The organism is Sporolactobacillus kofuensis, from assembly GCF_024125425.1.
Lineage (GTDB): Bacteria > Bacillota > Bacilli > Bacillales > Sporolactobacillaceae > Sporolactobacillus > Sporolactobacillus kofuensis.
In genome coordinates this window covers 82844-104881 of the sequence record NZ_JAMXWN010000012.1, presented here as the reverse complement: position 1 = coordinate 104881, position 22038 = coordinate 82844, and the positions used below count along the sequence as shown (strand labels likewise).

22 protein-coding genes are annotated in these 22038 nt (G+C 40.6%); 3 read left to right on the top strand and 19 right to left on the bottom strand.

Annotated features, from left to right (window positions below; genetic code table 11):
* Positions 1-350 precede the first annotated feature (350 nt).
* Positions 351-1244 carry a LysR family transcriptional regulator gene (locus NIE32_RS10855; protein ID WP_253076914.1) on the bottom strand — a complete coding sequence of 298 codons (894 nt, stop codon included), beginning with the start codon at positions 1242-1244 and terminating at the stop codon, positions 351-353.
* Positions 1245-1380: 136 nt separating this feature from the next.
* On the opposite strand from NIE32_RS10855, the gene NIE32_RS10850 reads away from it, so the two are divergent.
* The 3 genes from NIE32_RS10850 to yidC all read left to right on the top strand — a co-directional run bounded on the left by NIE32_RS10850 (position 1381) and on the right by yidC (position 3585).
* Positions 1381-1764 (top strand): CidA/LrgA family protein, encoded by a 384-nt coding sequence (locus tag NIE32_RS10850; protein ID WP_290443584.1) that lies wholly within the window; start codon positions 1381-1383, stop codon positions 1762-1764.
* Positions 1761-2441, top strand: a complete 681-nt coding sequence (locus NIE32_RS10845) for an LrgB family protein (protein WP_253076912.1) — start codon at positions 1761-1763, stop codon at positions 2439-2441. The genes NIE32_RS10850 and NIE32_RS10845 overlap by 4 nt, the downstream gene beginning before the upstream one ends.
* A 460-nt stretch (positions 2442-2901) precedes the next feature.
* Positions 2902-3585, top strand: a complete 684-nt coding sequence (yidC, locus tag NIE32_RS10840) for a membrane protein insertase YidC (protein WP_253076911.1) — start codon at positions 2902-2904, stop codon at positions 3583-3585.
* Between the two features lie 76 nt (positions 3586-3661).
* Here yidC and NIE32_RS10835 read toward each other — a convergent pair whose 3' ends face one another.
* The 18 genes from NIE32_RS10835 to spoIIIAG all read right to left on the bottom strand — a co-directional run bounded on the left by NIE32_RS10835 (position 3662) and on the right by spoIIIAG (position 22035).
* A complete protein-coding gene (locus NIE32_RS10835; RefSeq protein ID WP_253076910.1) occupies positions 3662-3931 on the bottom strand; it encodes a phosphocarrier protein HPr in 270 nt (89 codons plus the stop codon).
* Positions 3932-4628: 697 nt separating this feature from the next.
* Positions 4629-5552 (bottom strand): Gfo/Idh/MocA family protein, encoded by a 924-nt coding sequence (locus NIE32_RS10830; RefSeq protein WP_253076909.1) that lies wholly within the window; start codon positions 5550-5552, stop codon positions 4629-4631.
* 215 nt (positions 5553-5767) lie between these two features.
* Positions 5768-6586 carry a sporulation transcription factor Spo0A gene (spo0A, locus tag NIE32_RS10825; RefSeq protein ID WP_253076908.1) on the bottom strand — a complete coding sequence of 273 codons (819 nt, stop codon included), beginning with the start codon at positions 6584-6586 and terminating at the stop codon, positions 5768-5770.
* Positions 6587-6800: 214 nt separating this feature from the next.
* A complete protein-coding gene (spoIVB, locus tag NIE32_RS10820) occupies positions 6801-8075 on the bottom strand; it encodes a SpoIVB peptidase (protein WP_253076907.1) in 1275 nt (424 codons plus the stop codon).
* A gap of 126 nt (positions 8076-8201) precedes the next feature.
* A complete protein-coding gene (gene recN, locus NIE32_RS10815; RefSeq protein WP_253076906.1) occupies positions 8202-9902 on the bottom strand; it encodes a DNA repair protein RecN in 1701 nt (566 codons plus the stop codon).
* Between the two features lie 260 nt (positions 9903-10162).
* Positions 10163-10993 carry a TlyA family RNA methyltransferase gene (locus NIE32_RS10810; RefSeq protein WP_253076905.1) on the bottom strand — a complete coding sequence of 277 codons (831 nt, stop codon included), beginning with the start codon at positions 10991-10993 and terminating at the stop codon, positions 10163-10165.
* The gene (gene dxs / locus NIE32_RS10805; protein ID WP_253076904.1) at positions 10990-12906 is read right to left on the bottom strand and encodes a 1-deoxy-D-xylulose-5-phosphate synthase; all 1917 of its coding nucleotides are present in this window, start codon (positions 12904-12906) and stop codon (positions 10990-10992) included. Before dxs ends, NIE32_RS10810 begins: the two co-directional genes overlap by 4 nt.
* A gap of 5 nt (positions 12907-12911) precedes the next feature.
* Positions 12912-13538: a hypothetical protein gene (locus NIE32_RS10800; RefSeq protein WP_253076903.1), complete on the bottom strand. Its 627-nt coding sequence runs from the start codon at positions 13536-13538 to the stop codon at positions 12912-12914.
* Between the two features lie 750 nt (positions 13539-14288).
* Entirely contained in the window at positions 14289-15176 is an 888-nt protein-coding gene (locus tag NIE32_RS10795) for a polyprenyl synthetase family protein (protein WP_290443583.1), read from the bottom strand.
* Positions 15173-15427 carry an exodeoxyribonuclease VII small subunit gene (xseB, locus tag NIE32_RS10790; RefSeq protein ID WP_253076902.1) on the bottom strand — a complete coding sequence of 85 codons (255 nt, stop codon included), beginning with the start codon at positions 15425-15427 and terminating at the stop codon, positions 15173-15175. Before xseB ends, NIE32_RS10795 begins: the two co-directional genes overlap by 4 nt.
* Positions 15428-15429: 2 nt before the next feature.
* Positions 15430-16782, bottom strand: a complete 1353-nt coding sequence (xseA, locus tag NIE32_RS10785; RefSeq protein ID WP_253076901.1) for an exodeoxyribonuclease VII large subunit — start codon at positions 16780-16782, stop codon at positions 15430-15432.
* A gap of 6 nt (positions 16783-16788) precedes the next feature.
* A complete protein-coding gene (folD, locus tag NIE32_RS10780) occupies positions 16789-17646 on the bottom strand; it encodes a bifunctional methylenetetrahydrofolate dehydrogenase/methenyltetrahydrofolate cyclohydrolase FolD (protein ID WP_253076900.1) in 858 nt (285 codons plus the stop codon).
* A 23-nt stretch (positions 17647-17669) separates the two neighbouring features.
* A complete protein-coding gene (gene nusB / locus NIE32_RS10775) occupies positions 17670-18080 on the bottom strand; it encodes a transcription antitermination factor NusB (protein WP_253076899.1) in 411 nt (136 codons plus the stop codon).
* Positions 18081-18189: 109 nt separating this feature from the next.
* The gene (locus NIE32_RS10770) at positions 18190-18600 is read right to left on the bottom strand and encodes an Asp23/Gls24 family envelope stress response protein (protein WP_253076898.1); all 411 of its coding nucleotides are present in this window, start codon (positions 18598-18600) and stop codon (positions 18190-18192) included.
* Between the two features lie 19 nt (positions 18601-18619).
* A complete protein-coding gene (gene accC / locus NIE32_RS10765; RefSeq protein ID WP_253076897.1) occupies positions 18620-19972 on the bottom strand; it encodes an acetyl-CoA carboxylase biotin carboxylase subunit in 1353 nt (450 codons plus the stop codon).
* Positions 19973-19987: 15 nt separating this feature from the next.
* Complete coding sequence (accB, locus tag NIE32_RS10760; RefSeq protein WP_253076896.1) at positions 19988-20470, bottom strand: acetyl-CoA carboxylase biotin carboxyl carrier protein; 483 nt, start codon at positions 20468-20470, stop codon at positions 19988-19990.
* A gap of 356 nt (positions 20471-20826) precedes the next feature.
* Complete coding sequence (locus NIE32_RS10755; RefSeq protein WP_253076895.1) at positions 20827-21360, bottom strand: SpoIIIAH-like family protein; 534 nt, start codon at positions 21358-21360, stop codon at positions 20827-20829.
* Between the two features lie 12 nt (positions 21361-21372).
* Positions 21373-22035 carry a stage III sporulation protein AG gene (gene spoIIIAG / locus NIE32_RS10750; protein WP_253076894.1) on the bottom strand — a complete coding sequence of 221 codons (663 nt, stop codon included), beginning with the start codon at positions 22033-22035 and terminating at the stop codon, positions 21373-21375.
* Positions 22036-22038: the final 3 nt, after the last annotated feature.

The window sequence follows — 22038 nt, the reverse complement described above, 5'->3', positions numbered from 1 at the left end:
ATTCTTAAATGCCGGACTAAGTGTCCGAGCCGACTTTTTCGTTCATAAGATCCATAGCAAATTGAATTGATTAGGGGTTTATAACCCTTATATCACGCTTGGCTTTTGTTCAGTTTTCAAGGAACATTCTAAGCTATCCTCTTTCGAAGACAACTTAAACATCATAACAAACAAATCTCATATTGTCAATAATTAATTTTATTAACCAATAAGTTACGATGCGCCATCTCTAATCCTTTATCTACACTTTAGTGTATCAATGGCTGAGACAGCTTTAATAATATATCATCCTTGAAACACGATGTCAATACAAATTAATAAAATGCTAGCATTGGTTTTAATCTTTTAAATCACCCATGGATTAAAGCAGATCGGGTCTCAGAAATCCATGTTCTTGCTGCATAAGAAAGATAATGATTCTTCTTCCAGATCATTGATAGACGCCAATTCAATTCTTTATTGACCAATGGAATCGTAACTATTGAATCTGTTTCTTGAACTGTTTTCTTAATGATACTTTCTGGAAGAAAAGCGACACCAAATCCTTCAGATACCATTTTGAGCATGAATTCCCATTGAGAACTTTCAAATACGATCCGTGGTTGATAACCTGCCTCATCACAACATTTAGTTATCATACCGTGTAATGAGAACTCATCAGGAAACATAATGAATGATTCCTCACGAAGATCCTTGATACTAATTAATTCTTTTTGAGCAAGGGGACTAGAACGATGGACAACAAGACGAATGGCATCATCAAAGAAGACAAATGAATCAAAGAGTTGTTGATCAAACGCGCCCACTGTTGCTCCAACTTCCAAGAGACCTTCAGATACACTATCCGCGACCTTTTTTGCACCATACTCTGCAATATGTAAGTCAATGCCTGGAAAATTACTTCTAAATTTACTTAGTATCCCAGGAAAAAAATGAATCCCAATCATCGGAGGTAGACCGATGGTTAGTTTCCCTCTTTTTGCATGGGTGAGATCACTAAGTTCATCTGATAAATGTGCAAAGGACTGCACAATTTTTTGAGATTGTTCAAAAACAATTTTACCGGCATCCGTGAGTTCTATCTCTTTTCCTGAACGATCAAGTAGAACCATACCTAATTCATCTTCAATATCTCTAACCATCTTACTTATTGTGGGTTGTGTCACATATAAATGACGTGCTGCTTTTGTAAAACTCTTCCGCACAGCTACCTCGAGAAAATAATGAAGGTGTTTAATATCCATTTTGACGCCCCATATCTATAGTTGTTTGGAATATTAATATTCTCGAATTCTATTGTACCTGGATTTTCAACTCTTGTATAATACACTGTGACATGTATCACAGCAATCCGTTAAAAAATAAGGAAGTGTCTTCAATTTGCTAAAGTGTTTTCGTATCATCATTCAGGTGGGTTGCTTGTATCTCTTTGCACTATTAGGGAATGAACTCACCAAACTGCTTCATTTGCCTATATCCGGAAGTATTGTCGGTCTTTTCCTAGTACTTGCACTGTTGCACTTGAAAATTCTCAAACTTTCTTATGTTGAACTTGGGGCAAGTTTTCTCATGTCTGAAATGTTACTGTTTTTTATTCCATCTGCAGTGGCTATTATTCAATATAAGGATGAAATTCTACAACACGGATCACAGTTTCTGATTGTAATCCTGCTTAGCACAATCACAGTTATGATTGTTACCGGTCTTGTTGCTCAGTATTCTATTCGCAGGCTGGCAAATAAAAAAGGAGAGATTGAACGATGATCGCATTTATTTGCATCCTGCTTACTGTTCTGGTGTATTATTTATCGAAAATGCTGTATAAGAAAGTTCAACGAGCATTTCTTTCACCATTATTAGTTGCTCCTTGCATTCTTTCTTTGATGCTCGTTGGTTTTCATATTGACTATTCGGATTATGACAGCGGTGGACGCTGGCTGAGCAATTTATTGCAACCGGCTGTTGTTGGTTTTGCCATCCCACTCTATAAGTATCATCAGGTCATGAAAAAATACGCAAAGATTATCGCAATTAGTATGACTGCTGGTGTTACGATCGCCTTAATCAGTTCAGGTATCTTTAGCCACGTGGTGCACTTGGAGAACAACTATTTACTTAGTTTATTACCAAGATCAATTACAACCCCTATTGCTATGGCTGTTTCCGTGGATATTGGTGGTATGCCAACGATGACTGCTATTTTTGTTATTGTTACGGGTATTTCAGGATTGATTCTTGGACCTATGGTCATACGTTATTTGCACATTAAGGAAAAATTAGCAAGAGGACTCTTATTGGGAATGGGGGCTCATGGTGCTGGCACCTCAAAGGCACTGGAATTTGGAAGCGAGGAAGGAGCGGCAGCAAGTTTGGCTATGGTATTGGCCGCAATTTTCACTTTGATCTTCGCTCCAATTTTAACCCCTCTGATATTAATGTAAGGTAATTCTCTCCCCCCGCATATTCGTATTGCGGGGGGATTTTTTCATAATGAGATTAAACGTTAGGCTATTTGCTTTTATTATTATGATATGATGGAGAAGATCATTTATAAAGGCAGGTGAATGACACGCTCGATCTTCTTGCGTATCTACTTAATGATCCATTGTTCCTAACGCTTGTATTCACAATTGAACTTGCGCTTCACGTGATTCAAACCACATTCCGTTTGGAACGTTGGAAATTTAGTGCACATCTTTACCATGAAGAATCATGTGACTATCCGCAGCACTCTCCTCGTATCGGAGTAATGACGAGCGAACGTCCTCTCGCCTTCTGCTTGGCAAGGATGGTCCGGCGTAAGGAATCATGTACCAACGATTCAGAAGACCATTGCGTTTCTCTCAGTCTCACTTAATAATCACAAAACTTTGTTAAGTTGAATGGGAGGAACGATTTACGATGAGTCATTTTGTTGACCCTTTTACAATGATGATTAACAGCACAGCTGCTTTTTTCGGACATAACTATGGAATTGCAATTATTATTCTGACCCTTTTGATCAGGATAATCTTAGCTCCACTTATGGTGCGCCAATATATTCGCCAATTTGATATGAGAAAAAAAATGGATGAATTAAAGCCTGAGTTAACAGCTATCCAAAAAAGAATGTCTGAAACAAAAGATAGCAGTGAAAAGCAAAAAATTCAGATGGAAATGATGGGTTTATATAAAGAACATAATGTTAACCCTTTCTCATCTATTGGTTGTCTGCCCATAATTATCCAAATGCCCATCCTAATGGGGTTTTATTACGCAATCCGGAATTCACATGATATTGCAACACACAGATTTCTTTGGTTCAGCCTGGGGCATGCGGATCTTACGCTTACAATAATTGCTGGAATCGTTTATTTTCTGCAATTTAGAATCAGTCAAAAATTAATGCCTACGCTAAGCTCCGATCAACAACAAAATTCCATGCAATGGATCGGTTTGATGTCACCGATTATGATCGTCTTTGCATCTTTATCTACTTCCGCTGCACTACCTTTATATTGGGTTGTGGGAGGACTGTTTCTTATTGGACAAACTTATGTCTCACATCTTGTTCTAAAGTCTAGAGAAAGCCAAGCACAGGGTTAAAATTAAATGAAAGTAAAAAAAGCGATGGACATGAGGTTACTCCTCAAATCCATCACTTTTTATTATTCAATAAAAATTATTTTTCTTCGCCAATACCTTGTGCTGCAATGACTCCTCCGATTGCTGCAGAAGCTTCATCTGCATCAGAGCCTTCAGTAACGATTTTGAATTCAGCGCCTTTCATAATACCAAGAGCCATTACACCCATAATGCTCTTCAAGTTCGCTTTCTTACCATTGTATTCAATGTTAATGTTTGATTCGAATTTGCTTGCTTCACTTACAAGCACGGTTGCCGGGCGTGCGTGAATACCTGTTTCGTCAGTAACAACATAAGTCTTTTCCATTTCTCTACTCGCTCCATTCATCTACATAATAGTTAAATTGTACAGGATTCAGAATGAATAAACCTGCCATTTTCTTCAAAGAACCGTTTTCATCTTACAAGATGACAAGATTCTTCAAAAAGCTTATTTATATTTTATCATTCATTTCAGCTCATGTCATGACCTTTCACTAAAAAATTGAATCAGTTAGTAAATTCCAGGACTGTTATCTCTTCGTAAAGCGGAGAAGAACCCCTCCGATGACGATTAACACGCAACCAATCAACGATAGGGGCACCTGATTTTTTTGACTTTTTCACCCCGAGAATAAAAATACCCTCGAATGTAGAAAGAACGTACCAATTTGCGACATAGAGAAGATCAAAGCAACACCTTCTAATTTTGTTGCAATCCAACTATTCCCGCCTGCCCAAATACATCCCGGCACGATATCGTAGGCAGTGTATCGATGATACAATGTTTTGATCTATCGACGAGATAGAACTGCTGCACCAAGGATCATGCCTATTGATTGTGGCAATAGTACATAGACCACCCATTGGCCCCAAAGACCGGAAGATTAAGCATTATCTCTGTTCATACCATTTAATCTATGTACGGGAACGCATGAAAATGGCGAGCAAAACATAGTTAACAAAATAAACGATAAAACTGAACCAATTTGCATGGCTATTCGTAATCATAGTGCCGTTCAAGACTATTCATCGACCTCTCCCTTTTCAACAATCCACTCACATAATCTGTGGGTCTCTAATGCATCACGTTTTGCTATTGGAAGATCCTTATTTTCTTTAACAGCACTCAGAAATTTATGAACGATCCCTTCAAAACCTCTTTTATATAACGTACGATCCCAATCATTAAACTGTTGGCAACAGCTCGATGTTCCTTGTAATTTTTTGAGCTCAGATAAATTACGGACGATGCATTCTCCTTCTTCAGCCATTACTTGCGTGACTTCTTGGTTTGTTCCACTAACACGATTCATTATACCTGTTGCAAGAATAGACCCGCTACGAAATACTGTCGAAAGCGCAACAACTCGATTCATTTGATCTTTGACTACATGTACGGATTGTATGTCAAGTGGTTTGCCAACGAGAAACCGAAGCGAATCAACGACATGAATATAATCATCAAACACAATCGTTCGCAAATCACCAGGCGCATTACTCCTGTTTTTTTGGCAGATGACCATCGTTTTATTAGAAATGCTTTTTGCAGTCTGATAAAAAGGTGCAAAACGACGATTAAAACCGGTCATCAGTGGAACCTTCAGATTCTCGGCCAAATTGGTCAGTTTCTCGGCTTGATCGTAATGGTCAGCAATCGGTTTATCAACATATACGGCGATACCATTTTTTATAAGACGTTCAATAATCGGTACATGTGATGCAGTTGCTGAATGAACAAAAGCCGCTTGAAGAGTTTCATGAGTTTCATTGAGTAAATCATCAAGGGACGAGTACAAATGTGCCCATCGATATTTCGCTCGTATCCTATTAATCGTGTCCTGATTACGTGTACAAAAGTAAAAATCAACATCGTCTATTTCCGAATAAATCGGTAGATATGCTTTTAACGCTATAGAACCAATTCCGATAACACCAACTTTTAACATGATTATTCCCGCCATTCAGTTCATTATTAAATACATGCTTCAGTTGCGTTCATACAAAAATTGTCCTAAAAAAACATCTTCTTTACTGAATTTCTCAATTCAATAATCTGAAGATGTTTCAATTTATGAGCAATCATCAAGTTTACATGTGTTTTTAGAAAAATGAGCAACAAAGATAACTAATTCATCTGATCGCTTCAAAATAACCCTACAACTCAAAGAATCTTCATCGATTCTTCAGCACGATTCTCAATTCTCAGCTTATCTGCGACCATGGCGATGAATTCCGAATTGGTTGGCTTTGCTTTTGACATTGAGACCGTATAGCCAAACAAATTCGATATGGATTCCACATTTCCGCGACTCCAAGCCACTTCAATCGCATGGCGAATTGCTCGTTCAACTCTACTTGGTGTCGTCTTATATTTTTTGGCGATATCAGGGTATAAAACTTTTGTAATTGATCCGAGCAGTTCAATATCATGATAGACCATGGAGATGGCTTCACGCAGATACATATAACCCTTTATATGAGCAGGAACCCCAATTTCATGGATAATATCCGTAATACTCGCATTTAAATCATGCAGTTTATCTGCCTGTGATGGTCGTTGACTTGCGGATTGTGTACTATAGACCGGTCTGGTACCTGCATCTTTCTTTCCTGCGACTTGACGAATATGGTTTGCCAAATTTGCCATGTCAAACGGTTTCAACATGAAATACGACGCACCAAGTTCGACGGCTTTCTTCGTTACATCTTCTTGGCCAAATGCTGTCAGCATAATAATACTTGGTTTTGGAAGATCCGGATTCGAATGGATTTGTTCTAAGACACCAAGTCCATCAAGATGAGGCATAATAATATCTAGGAGCAGAACGTCAGGAGCTACTGTCTTCAACATTTCTAGACAATCTTGACCGTTGCTTGCCGACCCAATCACTTCAATATCATCTTGTGTTTTCAAATACTCTGATATCAGCAGAATCAATTCTTGGTTATCGTCTGTTAAGCAGACTTTTATTGTTTGCAACTCAAAATCCCCCTCGTCGAAAATTCTACATGTTAATCATTCGACAAGAGGGAAGAGTTTCCTTTTATTCTTTTTTTCATTAATTTATATTTTTCTTACATTTTTTATCAAAAAACAAGTCATATTGTGTTTTTTTATGTTTATTCGACTTTTTTTGCAGAGAATGTCGGATAATTTTTGTACTTAGTACATGATGATTCGTTTAAATATCATGTCAACCTGCAAGTTCATTTCTGGGTATTTGATGATTAGTAATACCTGCTTCTTCAATCATCCATTCAATATGAACACCATAACCGCTTGTTGGATCATTAACAAAGACATGAGTCACAGCACCCACAAGTTTTCCGTTTTGAATAATCGGACTGCCACTCATCCCCTGAATGATCCCTCCGGTTGCTCGCAATAATCTAGGATCAGTAATCTTTATCACTAATCCTTTTGTAGCCGGGTGGTTCTGAGGAATCGAATTGAGTATGCGAATATCAAATGCCTCGACTTTATCTCCATTAAGGACCGTTAATATTTTTGCTGGCCCCTCTTTTACTTGCTCGGCTGTTGCGATGGGAAGTGCTTGACCATTCTGCTCAAAAAGCTTCACGTTGTTCTGTTCCATTTTCCCATATATTCCAAATGGTGTATTTTTTGATACATTACCGATGCTCATCGCATTTTCGGGAAAGAAGGCTATTTTCTCGCCTGGTCTACCTTCTCTACCCCGATCGATTGCTTGTACCGTTGATCGGACAATACGTCCATTCTTAACAAGTATTGGCTGTCCGGTATCACGATCTGAGATGACGTGACCGAGAGCTCCATAAGCGCCTGATTTGGGATCATAAAAAGTCATGGTTCCAATACCCGATGCCGAATCACGAATGAACAATCCGAGCTGATAATGCTGATGATCTCTGTCCAACAATGGTGTTAGATTCTTCTTTACCAATGCCCGTTGGCGAATTAACGTTAATTGAAGCGGCTTGTCTGTCCTCGACTTACGAACAATATGACGCACATCTGTTATCGAACCTGTTGGTATTCCATTTATTTTTGTAATCACATCCCCAACACGAATGCCTGCTGATTCCCCTGGCGAGGATTCGCCATTCTTGGTACTAATTAAGTGATAGCCAACAACAAGAACACCTTTTGTACTCAATTGGATACCTATCGACTGACCTCCAGGTACGAGTCTAATTTCTTTGGTGTTGTGCCAATCGGCAAACTTAACATGATCCTGTGATACCGCTCTAACTCGTTGGTTTCGCTGTTGATACGTCAACACGTCCACCTTGTGCTTTTTCATGATCATCGAAACTGGTGATCCACTTGTCAACTCAGCATGCAAATGAAGGATATTGGACTGCATTCCACCGTCTTTCAGCAGTGTATTTGCGATGAACTGTTCAGTTCGAATACTTGAATTGATGACCATGAAGCTGAGAAGAACAAGTATAACCGTGATTCCTAACGTCTTTCTTTTCTTCATAACTCACTCTCCTCGCTCAACCCGCACCTTATCTTGTAGTGCATTTATTAAAATGACCTGAGAAGAGCAGAATTATGAGTTCACAGCTTAATGGATTAATTCCAGTATAGGATGAGTGTACCAGTGTTATTTTTTTACTTTTTCAGCCAAATTGATTAATTCCTTTGCATGCTCACGTGCAAGATCAGTCATTTGAGGTCCGGAAATCATTCTGCCGATTTCCGTAATTTTATCACTTTCACTTAATTTCTTGATTGATGTTCTTGTTCGATGATCTTTCGTCATGTATTTCTCAATAAATACATGGTGATCGGCCATTGCGGCAACTTGCGGAAGGTGCGTAATACAGAAGACTTGTGCGTCTTGAGATAAGCTGCAAATTTTCTCCGCCATCGCTTGTGCAGCACGACCGCTGACCCCTGTATCAACCTCATCAAAAATAATTGTCGCTGGCCCCATGACCTTCTTGAATACTGTTTTAATGGCCAGCATAATCCTTGAGAGTTCTCCTCCTGAAGCTGTCTTAGCTAGAGGTTTAAAAGGTTCTCCGGGATTAGTCGTTATGTAAAATGAGACCTGATCTATTCCATCTGATTCGAATCCTGAAAAGGACTCCAGGTTATTGTTCATTTTAAGATGAATGTCAATTAAAGCATGTTCCATACAGAGATCTTTAAACTGACTATTGATTGCACGCGCGAGCTTTACACTAACTTTTTTTCTTGCGGTCGACAAGTTCATTGCATGCGTTCTTAACCGTTCGAGTCCTTCTTGCAGTGCGTCATTTAATGCATCAAAATTCCGATCCCGATCATTCAACTCCTGATATTCTTTCTTGATTTGTTCATAATAAGTGATCATCTCTTCCACAGAGTTTCCATACTTTCTTTTAAGCATATGAATTTCATTCAGACGCATTTCAATATCATCGAGTCGCTCAGGATTATATTCCATTTGTTCAAGATAATTGCGTATCGCCGAGGCTTGTTCTTCCAAAAGGAAATAACCATTTGAAACCGAATCTGAGAAGTGCTCTAATTTAGGATCGAGATCACGAATGGCATCAAGATTTCCTGATGCCTGTCTTAGGAGATCTAGTCCAGCGTTTTCGCCATCTAAAGCCTCATAGCTTGCTTTGAGGGCTTGAAATACTTTTTCAAAATTGACGAGCTTTCGTTTTTCTTCAAGCAAGTGCTCTTCCTCACCGGCTTTCAGATGTGCTGCTTCAATTTCACCAATTTGATATTGAAGCAAGTCAATTCTCTGAGCAATTTGTTTCTCATCATGGTTAAATTTATTACACTGGGCTGCCAGTTTTGCAACTTCTTTATATTCTGCGCGGTAGGTACTGCTGAATTTCTCCAGTGATAGACCACCGAATTGATCAACAAAACTTAAATGATTCGTGGGATCCAATAATCGTTGGTGCTCATGCTGCCCATGAATATCAACTAATAAACGACCAAATTGTTGCAGTACTGATAGCGTAACCAACTTCCCATTGATTCTGCAGACGCTCTTTCCAGAGCTCGAGATCTCTCTCTTTAGCACAAGCTGGCCTTCTGATTGTTCAATCCCTTGATCTTGGAGCAATTCTCTGATCCCTTGTTGATCTTCACTGTCAAACAATGCCTCAATTTCTGCTTTTTGAGTACCATGTCTCACAAATTCAGAAGAACCACGTGCACCAGCAAGCAATGCAATAGCATCAATAATTATGGACTTACCTGCACCTGTTTCACCTGTGAAAACGGTTAGTCCTTTCTCAAAGGATATAGTTAGTTTATCGATAATCGCAAAATTGATAATTTGCAATTCAGATATCATGATACGCACCTCTTTGTTTCGAACGTTTGTTCCTATTCTCCATTTTCCCTTATTCACGCGATTACGTCAATCATTTTCTTTTCTTTTTCGCCTTTTTCTGTACTTGCATGAATTTACGGATGTCTTTATTAGCACTTCGATTGTTCGCTTGCTTGCGGGCGCCCTTTCGTGTTTGAACCTAAATTTAGTGACGGATTGCCGTTTGTCCGAGTGAATTTTTATACTTTCTCTTTGCACAAAAAAAAGAGCCTTTTTTCGGCTCAATCGTTTGTTTGTTTCTTTTTAAAATTATTATGGGCAGTGCGAACAACTTCTTCAGGTGTGGTCTCCAATAAATTTTCAGCATGGTCACCATCTAAGCGAAGGTGCGTAAGAAATTCAATATTTCCGTCTCCGCCGGTAATTGGAGAATAGTCTAAATGTAATATAGAAAAACCGCAGCTTAACGCAAATTGCAATAGATCCTGAATCACCGATAAATGTACTTTCGGGTCATGGACGATGCCCTTCTTACCGACCTCTTCGCGTCCCGCCTCAAATTGTGGTTTAATAAGCGCCACAACTTCCCCATTCTCTTGTAAAATAGTTGCAAGCGCCGGAAGTATTTTTTTCAACGAAATAAACGAGACATCGATGGATGAAAATTCCGGACGGCCTTCCTTAAAATCACTTAACGTACAGTATCGAAAATTCGTTTTCTCCATAACAACAACTCGGGGGTCGCTACGCAGTTTCCATGCCAATTGATTGTACCCAACATCTAACGCATAGACTTTTCTCGCGCCATTTTGCAATGCACAATCCGTGAATCCACCGGTCGATGCACCAATATCAAGCATGAGTACTTCTGTTAGATCCAGTTGAAACACTTTAAGTGCTTTTTCGAGTTTCAAACCGCCGCGCCCGACATACGGTAAAAGATTACCTTTGATGTTAAATTCTAGAGTACTCTCCACTTTGCTTCCTGGCTTATCAACACGCTGATCGCCATGATAGACCATACCAGCCATGACTGCTCTCTGTGCCTTTTCACGGGAGTCAAATAATCCCTTCTTAACCAGGAGTACATCTACTCTTTCTCTATCTTTCATGAAGTAAAAACCTTCCTAATTCCATTCTTTGGGTTCTGTTCTTTGAGCATCTTTCTAATGCGCACACAAATTTGCTCACTTGTTAAGCCGAGTTCTTCCAGTAGTTCACCGACGCTACCATGCTCTACATAGCAATCATCAATACCCATTCGTTCAATGATGTGTTCATGATCCCCGTAATCGTGGAAAAATTCCATAATACTTGAGCCAAACCCACCATCAAGAAGGCCTTCTTCAACAGTCAATAGTGGCATGCCGCTCTGTGACAACTCCGAGAGCATTTCATGATCAAGTGGTTTAATGAAGCGTGCGTTCACAACCTTAATTTTGATCTTTTCACTTTCCAAGTGTTTGGCAGCGTCTAAGACAACTTGCAACATTGGTCCAAAAGCCAGTACCGCTGCATCGTGACCCTCACGAAGTACTTCCCATTTGCCAATTGGAATCAATTCAGGCGCCTCATTCATAGCTACGCCTAAACCATTGCCACGGGGATAGCGTACGGCAATCGGTCCACGATCATAGTGAAGAGCAGTAAAAATCATATTTCTTAATTCCTTTTCATCTTTTCCCATCATAATCGTTAAGTTCGGCAGTTCGCGTAAGAAACCGACATCAAAGATACCTTGATGGGTTTCACCATCTGCACCGACGAGCCCTGCCCGGTCAACAGCAATGACCACGTTTAGGTTCTGTCGACAAATATCATGTACTAATTGATCATACGCACGTTGCATGAATGTCGAGTAGATGGAGAGCACTGGTTTCATATTTTGTGTCGCTAATCCTGCTGCAAATGTGGCTGCATGCTGTTCTGCTATGCCAACATCAAATAAGCGATCTGGAAATTCACGTCCGAATCCTTCAAGCTTTGAACCAACAACCATTGCAGGGGAAATAACAACCACTCGGTCATCTTTTCGAGCAATCTCCTGCAAAGTATCATTGACTACCTTACTGTACGCAGGTGCTACGGCAACAGGCTTAATAAAAGCACCTGATTCAATTTTGTAAGGACCCGTACCATGCCATGTGCCAACTTCATCTAATTCTGCCGGTTTATATCCTTTCCCTTTCTGAGTCAATATATGGATTAATACCGGACCTTTTCGCTTCTTGGCATAGTTTAAGTTATCAATCAAAGCTTCAAAATTATGTCCGTCTACAGGCCCAAGATAGGTAATCCCGAGTTCTTCAAAGAACACTCCTGATACGAGCATATATTTAAGTCGGTCTTTTAGCCGTTCAGCCACAGAAGCTAATTTGCCTCCGAATGCAGGAATTCTTTTCATCAAGTACTCAATATCTTCTTTAGCTCGATTATATTTGTTTGCTGAACGAATACGATTAAGCATATTGTGCATGGCACCAACATTAGGAGCGATCGACATTTCATTATCGTTAAGCACAATGATCATGTTTCGCTTCTGATGTCCGATATCATTTAGAGCCTCAAGAGCCATTCCACCTGTTAATGCTCCGTCTCCAATGATGGCAACCACGTCGAAGTTTTCGTGTTTCAGATCTCGGGCAACAGCCATCCCAAGTGCAGCTGAAAGTGAAGTTGAACTGTGCCCTGTTTCCCAAACATCATGTTCACTTTCACTTCGTTTGGGAAATCCACATAAGCCCTTATATTGGCGGAGCGTATCGAATTGATCTCCTCTTCCAGTGAGAATCTTGTGGACATAGGACTGATGTCCGACATCCCAGATCAGCTTATCCTCCGGACTGTTGAACACCTTATGAAGCGCCAATGTCAGTTCAACAACGCCCAAATTTGGTGCCAAGTGGCCTCCGGTCTTAGATAATTTATGAATAAGAAAAGATCGGATGTCCTTTGCAAGATCAATCATCTGATCAACAGGCATTTTCTTTAGAAACTTAGGATTTTTAATTGTTGAAACATCCATGGTGATCACTCATCCTTCTTTGCCTTTTTTCTCTTTTTACCCTTATTTTTCTTTTTATCAAGGATTTTTAGGATAGGGATATGAAGGCGATCCTCTATAAAATAAAGGACAAATCCGACCTTATAGATAATATTTGTAGCATTTTTAATAGCAAACCCTTTACCAAGTGCTTTCACAAAAACAGTGAAAGCTGCAACCAAACTAGTGACAATTACGGATACAACATAGTCAACGAAACCGCTCTTATCTTTACTTAGAAGCTCCATCATTTCGACCACGACAACGGATGCTGCCGTCCCGCTAATTATGGCACTGGCATCACCAATCACATCCGTACAGAACGTGTTCACTCGGTCTGCATTCTTTGTTAACCACACTGAATATTTTGCGCCTTTCATTCCTTTTGAAGCAATGGCATGAAACGGTGCCTCATTCGATGCAGTAGATGCAACGCCAATGATATCGAAAAATAAGGCGATGAGAATAATGACAATCACAACAAAAGTACCACTAACGACATTCGCATCGCTGAGTACGGCAGTGGACACAATTGAAAAAATAGCCGCTAGCACAAGCGTGATAACAGCTAAGGGAAGCGCCCATTTCAGAGCTTTTTTAAGTTCATTTTTCATGTGTGTTCCGACTTGTTTTTATCTAAATGTCGGACAATTCACATCCTTAAATATAATATATCTTATTTAATACATTAATAAATTATGTAGCGAGGTCATTTGAAAAGTAAACATTGCGGCTTAGGTCCAGTAGGTTTTCCCGCTAAATTACCTGTTGTTGCCAAGCAGGCAGTTTCCTTTTAAAACTTAGCCGATGCTGTCGCCAGACACCGAACTAGAACGCCACTTAGACCGCACTATAATCCTTTTCAAATGCTGCATATATACAGACAGTCTAGGAGATTTCCTCAAACACTCTTGAAACTTTGCTCTAGCCTCTTTTGCAGAATTGATTTCAGGAAAGCGCCCCTTATCATACCGGCCAAGTATTTCAAAGTTTTGCGCTAACCATCCCCTCTTTCCCACTCAAGGCAGGCTACGCTGTTCGCTTTTCCTTAATAATTAAGTACTTACGAAACAGGTTTTCCACATAGTTCTTGCATAAAAGCAAACAACGTACGTGTCTCCACGGACGCAGGGTCTTCGCCCACATGCCGTTGCGGATCGCCCTACGTCCTTTACTCCCAGCACAAGCCCAAAGCTGGGCGCTCTAAGCCTGCACCAGGAACTTCATCGATGTGCCCTTTGACGGATTTTTAGCCCCGTCTTCAAGTAAAGTAGAGTGACTAGAATACTGCACCATCAATTTAATGCAATTCATTTTATCACAAATTTGACAAACCCTCAAATAAAGATCATATAATTTTACATTTAATGCGTCCGATGCAAGAGATAGGTCGCAAATTCGGCAAGCAGACTGTCTTCCAGGCCAATTTCGCGGAGACTAGCGATTGCAGCACTCACTTGCTGTTCCAGCTTCTCTTTAGCGCCATCCATCCCCAACAGGCTGACGTACGTGCTCTTATTATTCGTGAGATCACTACCGACCGGTTTTCCTATTTTTTCCTCATCGCCAATGATATCCAGGATATCATCACCAATTTGGAAAGCTAAACCAATATGCTCAGAGTAACGGATCAGGGATTCTGTTTGCAATTCCGTAGCATTTGCTAATACCGCGCCAACTTCTACCGAGAAACGAATTAATTTGCCGGTTTTCCTGCGGTGGATGGAAATTAAGTCGTCTAATTGAAGTGTGTGCCCTTCTGCTTCAAGATCATCTTCTTGCCCGCCAACCATTCCTTCCGGCCCTGCAGCTTCCGCCAACATTCCTAATACTTTGCTTTTGGTTTGCGTGTCCAAATGGGGATCCTTCGCGATCACTTCAAAAGCTGCAGTCAATAGAGCATCGCCAGCTAATACGGCTGTTCCCTCACCAAAAATGACATGATTGGTCGGTTTCCCTCTTCTCAAATCATCATCGTCCATTGCCGGTAAATCGTCATGGATAAGCGAATACGTATGGATCATTTCTAGACCAAGAGCAGTCGACAAGCCAATCATTTTATCTTTGTTCAATAGGTGAAGTGTCGCAAAAAGTAAAATTGGACGAATCCTTTTTCCTCCTGCCTGGAGCGAATAGAGCATCGCCTGTTTCAGTTTCGGAGTAATTTCGGCACTTTGGAAAATTGAAGGAATACATGCTTCAAACCAGGTTCGTGTTTCAGTTAAATAGATGCTGAGTCGATCAGTAGTCATTCACGTTCATCTCCCTGAACGGAAAACGGCTTTGTTTCACCACTCGGATCCATGAGTTGGTCCATTTGCTTCTCAACATTTTCAAGCTTATCATGGCACAGCTTGGACAAAGCCACACCTTCTTGAAAGAGCGCTATCGCTTTTTCCAATGGCACTTCATTCTCTTCCAGTTGCTTGACTATCTGTTCAAGTTTACCCATAGCTTCTTCAAATGCTGGTGTATGATCTTTCTCTTCATCTGCTTCAAACATGTTCATTCGCCTCCTCTATACCCCATACCCCATACTTGACAGTCTAACTTCCCATCATGCATTCGCACCGTTACAGAGTCCCCTGGGGACACGCTTTGAACGGTTTTAATTAATTGATTGTTTGCGTCAAAGGCTAAACCGTACCCACGACTCATGATCTTCAAAGGACTAAGACTATTCAATTGTGTAAGTAGCTTATCAAATTGACTCTCTTTTGAATGACGATACGTGGCGAACGCACGTAGGAAATGTTGCATACGTTCGTTCAACTGTTTTTCGGCTCGGTTTAGGAGTTCATTCGGCTTGCTCTGTGCTAATAATCTGTCAGCCATCACCAATTGATTCTGCTTGTGCTGTAATTGATGCTTCGCAGATTGTCCTAAGCGTTCCAATAGCCGATCACATTCCTGCTCCTTTTGAAGCACTAATTGCCCTGGAAATTTAAATGCATAGGAACCGCGAAGTCGATGCAATCTTGTTTTTTCCTCACGTAGGCGACCATTCATAGCCTGGGATAGCCGAGTAGTTAATTGATCGATATGCCGACTCAATTCGACGACATCAGGCACTGCAAATTCACCGGCCGCAGTAGGTGTCGGTGCACGTTTATCCGCAACAAAATCAGCAATGGTAAAGTCCGTCTCATGACCCACAGCCGAAATAATAGGTATTTTTGAACGATAAATAGCATTGGCGACGATTTCCTCATTAAAAGCCCATAAATCTTCAATCGAGCCGCCACCTCTACCAACAATCAATACATCGAGCGAATCAAGTCGATTTGCTTGATCAATCGCAGCAGCAATCGACGGGGCAGCTTCTGCTCCTTGTACAAGTACAGGAAAAACAGTCAATCGAGCTGCGGGAAATCTCCGCTTAATGGTTGTAAAAAGATCTCGGATTGCCGCACCTGTCGTTGAGGTAATAATACCAATTTGATAAGGAACTTCTGGTATTGCTTTTTTAATCGCGGGATCAAACATACCTAATTCTTGAAGTTTCTTTTTCAATGCTTCATAGGCGAGATATAAACGACCTAGACCATCTTGTTCCATATCACGAATATAGATCTGATACTCACCATAGGGCTCATACAAAGCCACGGCACCCTGTACCAGAACTTTCATACCATCCTCAGGTACAAATGTCAGCTGTCTTGCGTTACCGGCAAACATCACTGCGCGAATCCTTGAATTCTTGTCTTTAATGGTGAGATAGAGATGTCCCCGTGAGTGTTTCTTATAATTTGAGATCTCACCCCGAAGCCAAACATTTTGCAGATTGCCATCGGTCTCCATTAATTGTTTGATATAGCGCGTCAGTTTGGTCACACTAATGTAACGATCTTGATCCATTAACGGTTACCCTTTCTTATTCTGCCGATCTGCGGCAAGAAGCGTATTTTCAAGCAGCATAACGCGTGTCATTGGACCAACACCGCCTGGAACTGGTGTAATGAACCCTGCTTTCTCTTTTACTTCTTCAAAGGCAACATCACCAACAAGTTTTCCGGCAGCATTTCGGTTCATCCCTACATCAATGACAATTGCACCTGGCTTGATATCTTCCGCGTGTATAAGTGCTTCTCGCCCTACTGCAGCTACCAGGATATCGGCTTGTTGAGTATATTTTGATAGCGGCTTGGTCTTAGAGTGACAAATAGTCACAGTTGCATCCAAGTTTAAGAATAATAGCGAAGCCGGTTTGCCGACTATGTTGCTTCGTCCGACAACGACGACATGCTTTCCGGCAACAGGCACATCAATTGCTTTAAGCATCTCAATGATTCCGGCTGGTGTACAGGACACGAATCCTTCTTGTTTTGTAACTAGACGACCCACATTAATCGGATGAAAACCATCGACATCCTTTTCAGGACGAATGGCTTGGATTACTTTTTGTTCTGATATCTGACTCGGTAGAGGCAATTGAACCAGAATGCCATGAATGGTCTTATCTTCATTGAGTTTATCAATCTCAGCGAGTAAGCGCTCTTCTGTTACTGTCTCAGGAAATCGAATAAGTTCAGAATAAATGCCTACTTCTTTGCAATCACGGATCTTACCCTTGACATAGGACATCGAAGCTGGATTTTCTCCAACAAGAATTACGGCAAGTCCAGGTACAAAACCTTGTGCTTTCATTGATTCAATACGCGTTTTCATCGCTTGCCGTTTTGCTGCTGCAATTGCTTTTCCGTCAATTAATTGTGCGCCCATCAGTCATCCATCCTTTTTAATCTTTATTTGTCTGTTTTTTCGGGTCCAATTTCCTTAGAGATACCTGCTAAAACACCATTTACAAATTTTCTTGTTTGTTCATCACTGTAAATTTTGCAGAGCTCAACTGCTTCATTTACAGTAACTGTCGTTGGAATATCATGGAAGTAAAGAATCTCACACACGGCTAACCGCAAAATTGTTTTATCAATGTTGCCCACGCGCTCGAGCGACCAGTTTTTCAAATGTTTGCTGATCAGACGGTCAATTTCTGCTTCGTTCTCGATTGTATAGTCAAGGAGTTGGCTAACGAACGGATCGATTGGTCGACCGCTTTCATTCACAGCTGCCAAAGCTGTTTCTTTTTCAGTAGCGCTGAGCGTCATTTGGAACAACGCTTGCAGTGCCATTTTTCGTGCTTCTCTTCGATTCATCACTGACTTCCTTTCATTACTTGCTTGTCAATATTCTTTAATTGGTGCTTTTATTATGCGCGGAAAATACACGGAAAGAAGCAAAGGGGTTAAGATACCCCTTTGCTTCTCAATCAATCTCTGCAATCGTCTTTTCCTTATTATTCTCAAACCGAACACCAACAACATGGATATTAATCTCATGAACGTCCAATGCTGTCATTCTTTTTAATGCTTGAGCAATATTATCTTGAACTTTTTCAGCTACTTCTGGAATCGAGACCCCATAATTCATCGTTAGTTGAACGTCTATATTGATACCTTCATCGGTTAAGTCGACTTTAACGCCCTTACGATAGTTTCGACCGCCAAGTTTTTCAACCATTCCCGAGGCAAAGTTGCCGTGTAAGTCGCCCACGCCGACAACTTCGACAGCTGCAAGACTCGAAATCACTTCGATAACCTCCGGAGAAATTTCAATCTTCCCCAAATCTTCTTGCTGCTCTTCAACCTCAATCGTTCGATTTTCGTTTTCCGGCATGAATGTCACACCTCCATGATTAACTTTGCTCGTTTAGTGGATACTTCTTTAAAAATTTTGTATTAAACTTGCCGCTTTCAAAAACCGGATGTTGCAGAAGGCGCTGATGGAAAGGAATCGTTGTTTTTATCCCTTCAATAACATATTCGCCAAGTGCCCGTTTCATTGTCTCAATCGCGTCTTCTCTTGTCTTCCCATAGGTAATGACTTTAGCAACCATGGAATCGTAGTATGGAGGAATAAAATATCCTTGATAGACAGCTGAATCAATACGAACGCCGGGACCTCCTGGAGCAAGATACGTTTCTACCCGTCCGCAAGAAGGCATAAAATTCTTTTCAGGATCTTCAGCATTAATTCTGCATTCAATGGCATGTCCTTGCAAGTGTACATCTTCTTGTTTCACAGATAATGGCACTCCGGAAGCAACTCGTAATTGTTCCTTTACAAGATCCAGACCGGTAACATATTCCGTAACACCATGCTCAACCTGGATTCTCGTATTCATTTCCATAAAGTAGAACGAGCCATTGGGTTCATAGATGAACTCGATTGTTCCGGCGCCACGATAATTTACAGCGCGAGCCGCACGAACGGCTGCTCTACCCATTTCTTGTCGCTTTGCTTCATCAAGTGCGGGCGACGGTGACTCTTCTAGCAATTTCTGTAGACGTCGTTGAATGGTACAGTCCCGTTCTCCCAGATGGATGACATGTCCTTGTGTATCCGCGAGTACTTGAATTTCCACATGACGGAAATCCTCGATGTACTTTTCAATATACACTCCGGAATTACCAAAAGATGTATCTGCTTCTTGTTGCGTAATTTGAATACCATGGCGAAGTTCCTTCTCGTCTCTTGCAACACGAATACCCTTACCGCCACCACCGGCTGTTGCCTTTATCAATACAGGATAACCGATATCATTGGCAATTTTCACTCCATCTTCCGCACTCTCAATGATACCGTTTGATCCAGGTACCACAGGAACGCCGGCATTTTTCATCGTTTGCTTTGCAATATCCTTGATCCCCATCTTACTAATCGCATCTGAGCTTGGTCCGATGAAAATTAAATTACATTCCTCACACATCTCAGCAAAATCAGCATTCTCAGACAAGAATCCATATCCTGGATGAACAGCATCGCAACCCGTAAGTGTCGCTACACTGATCATATTGGTGTAACTTAAGTAACTGTCCTTCGGTGAATTAGGTCCGATGCAATACGCTTCATCGGCCAATTGCACATGTAAGGCATCTTTATCGGCTTGAGAATAAACGGCTACCGATTCTATGTTCAATTCTTTACAAGCACGGATAATTCTAACCGCAATTTCTCCTCTATTCGCTACAAGCACTTTTTTTATCATTGATAATTAAACCCCTTAATCTTCCTTAACTAAAAACAACGGCTGACCGTATTCAACAAGCTGTCCGTCTTCTGCAAGAATATCAACAATTGTTCCTTTGCATTCTGCTTCTATTTCATTGAAAAGCTTCATTGCTTCAACGATGCAAACAACTGTTTTGCTATCGACTTTAGAGCCCTTTGATACAAAGGCACCTGATTCCGGTGATGAAGATGAATAGAAGGTACCAACCATCGGGGCAGTTATCTTGTGCAGAGATGAGTCTTCAATCTTTTCAACAGACTTTGCTTCTGCTACCTGCGCAGTTTGAGGAGCAGGTTGTGCCACTGGTGCCTGTACTTCTGCCGGCTGTGGCACCGCTTGAAGAACCGTTTTATTTGCCACAGCGGCTGCTTTTCTCAGCGTGATTTTTGCATCTTCTGATTCAAATTTCAGTTCGCTGATTGAAGATGTGTCCATCTCCTTTATCAATGCTTTAATGTCTTCAATACTTAACAAATCCAGCACTCCCTTGTCCCATCCGCTTTAATCTCAATTATAGCATATCAATATAATAATGCCTGATTCTGATGATGAACTCAAGTCCGTTAAGCGGTCAACGTATTTAATCACGAATTTTCTTTCGAAAAATAGAAACATTAAGTCATACGAACCCCATGACTATAAAGTTCCGAATCTCACAAAAAAAATTAACTTCGGCAAGCTGTCCTTAATCGGGAAATCTTTGTTATACGCGTTCTACTCTTATAATAAGTTCCCGATTAAAGCACAAAAAAACTGTCACGGACAATCGCAACAGTCTCTATTCTACCTAAATTAAATCAAAAAATCTTCAAAAATCGTGGATTTCTTCTTCAGTCTTGATTTAATGCGTATGTGACGCTCACAATTCTTCCTGTACCGAGATATTCATTTGTAAGCTGTATCAATTGATTGGCTTGTTTATCCGTTAATTTTTTCGAATCCACATAAATTTGAACCTGAGTTCCACTTGTCTTTACAACACTATTCTTATAACCTTTAGATTGAATTACATCTTCAAGCATTGTCTCATTATCAGCAAGTGTCTTCAAAGATGCCATTTTATCATAAGCAGCACTAACCTCTTTTGCGGAGCTCTTACCGGAAGCGATGACACTTTCGTACTTTTTCTCAAGACTTGCTCGTTCATCATCTTTGCTAAGTTCAATATCCGCCAATTTTGTTTCGACAGCACTTGCTTTTACAGATTTATTGTTTTTCACATCCGTAGCAACTGATTTTGATTTTCCAGCTGTGGATGATGAAGCCTGATCAGAAGAATTTCCAGGCGTTGATAAGGCGTATACGGATAACACAACAATCAAACTTAGCATTGTTAATAGCCAAACGGTTTGTTTCTTTATCATGGTAATACCTCCTCATTCATTCTTCTCGAGAACTTTAACTTTATAAGTTGGAATATCTAAAACGGTCGAGACAGCTTCCATAATTTGAACTTTCGTCGTTGACTGCTCGGCACCTCGTGCAACAACGATGACCCCTCGCACAGTTGGCTGTTCTTTCCCGATAACTACCGGAACCTTGTTCCCATCTTTATCAATCAAGACAACTTCAGAATCTTCATTTCGCTCAACGACTTCTCGCTTTCCGCCTTTTTGATCGGTTTCACTCGTTTGATTATCCTGTGTTTTTACGTTGTTTTGATAAATATTTTTTTCTGTCGATGCAAAAGTTACCATGACTGAAACATCAGAGACGCCTCGGATTTGCTCAAGTATATTTTTTAAATTCTGATTGACATAGGATTCATTCTTTTCAATTGATGTCATGGATTGCTTTCCTATATCAGACTTTATCTCTGAAAGATCTTTTGAATCATGGTTACTGAACGCTTGTTGATCTGCCGGTTTCTGAGTTTGTGCACTGCTCGCAAAAAATCGGTTGCCTGCAAGGAGCACTACACCGATAAGTACAAGTGCAACAAGTTTAAATAATGTTCCTTTTTTATTTTTCACCGGCTGCCCGTCCTTATCGCGTTCGCCAAATACCATACGTCTAAAGCGTTCAATCCATCGTCTCACGAG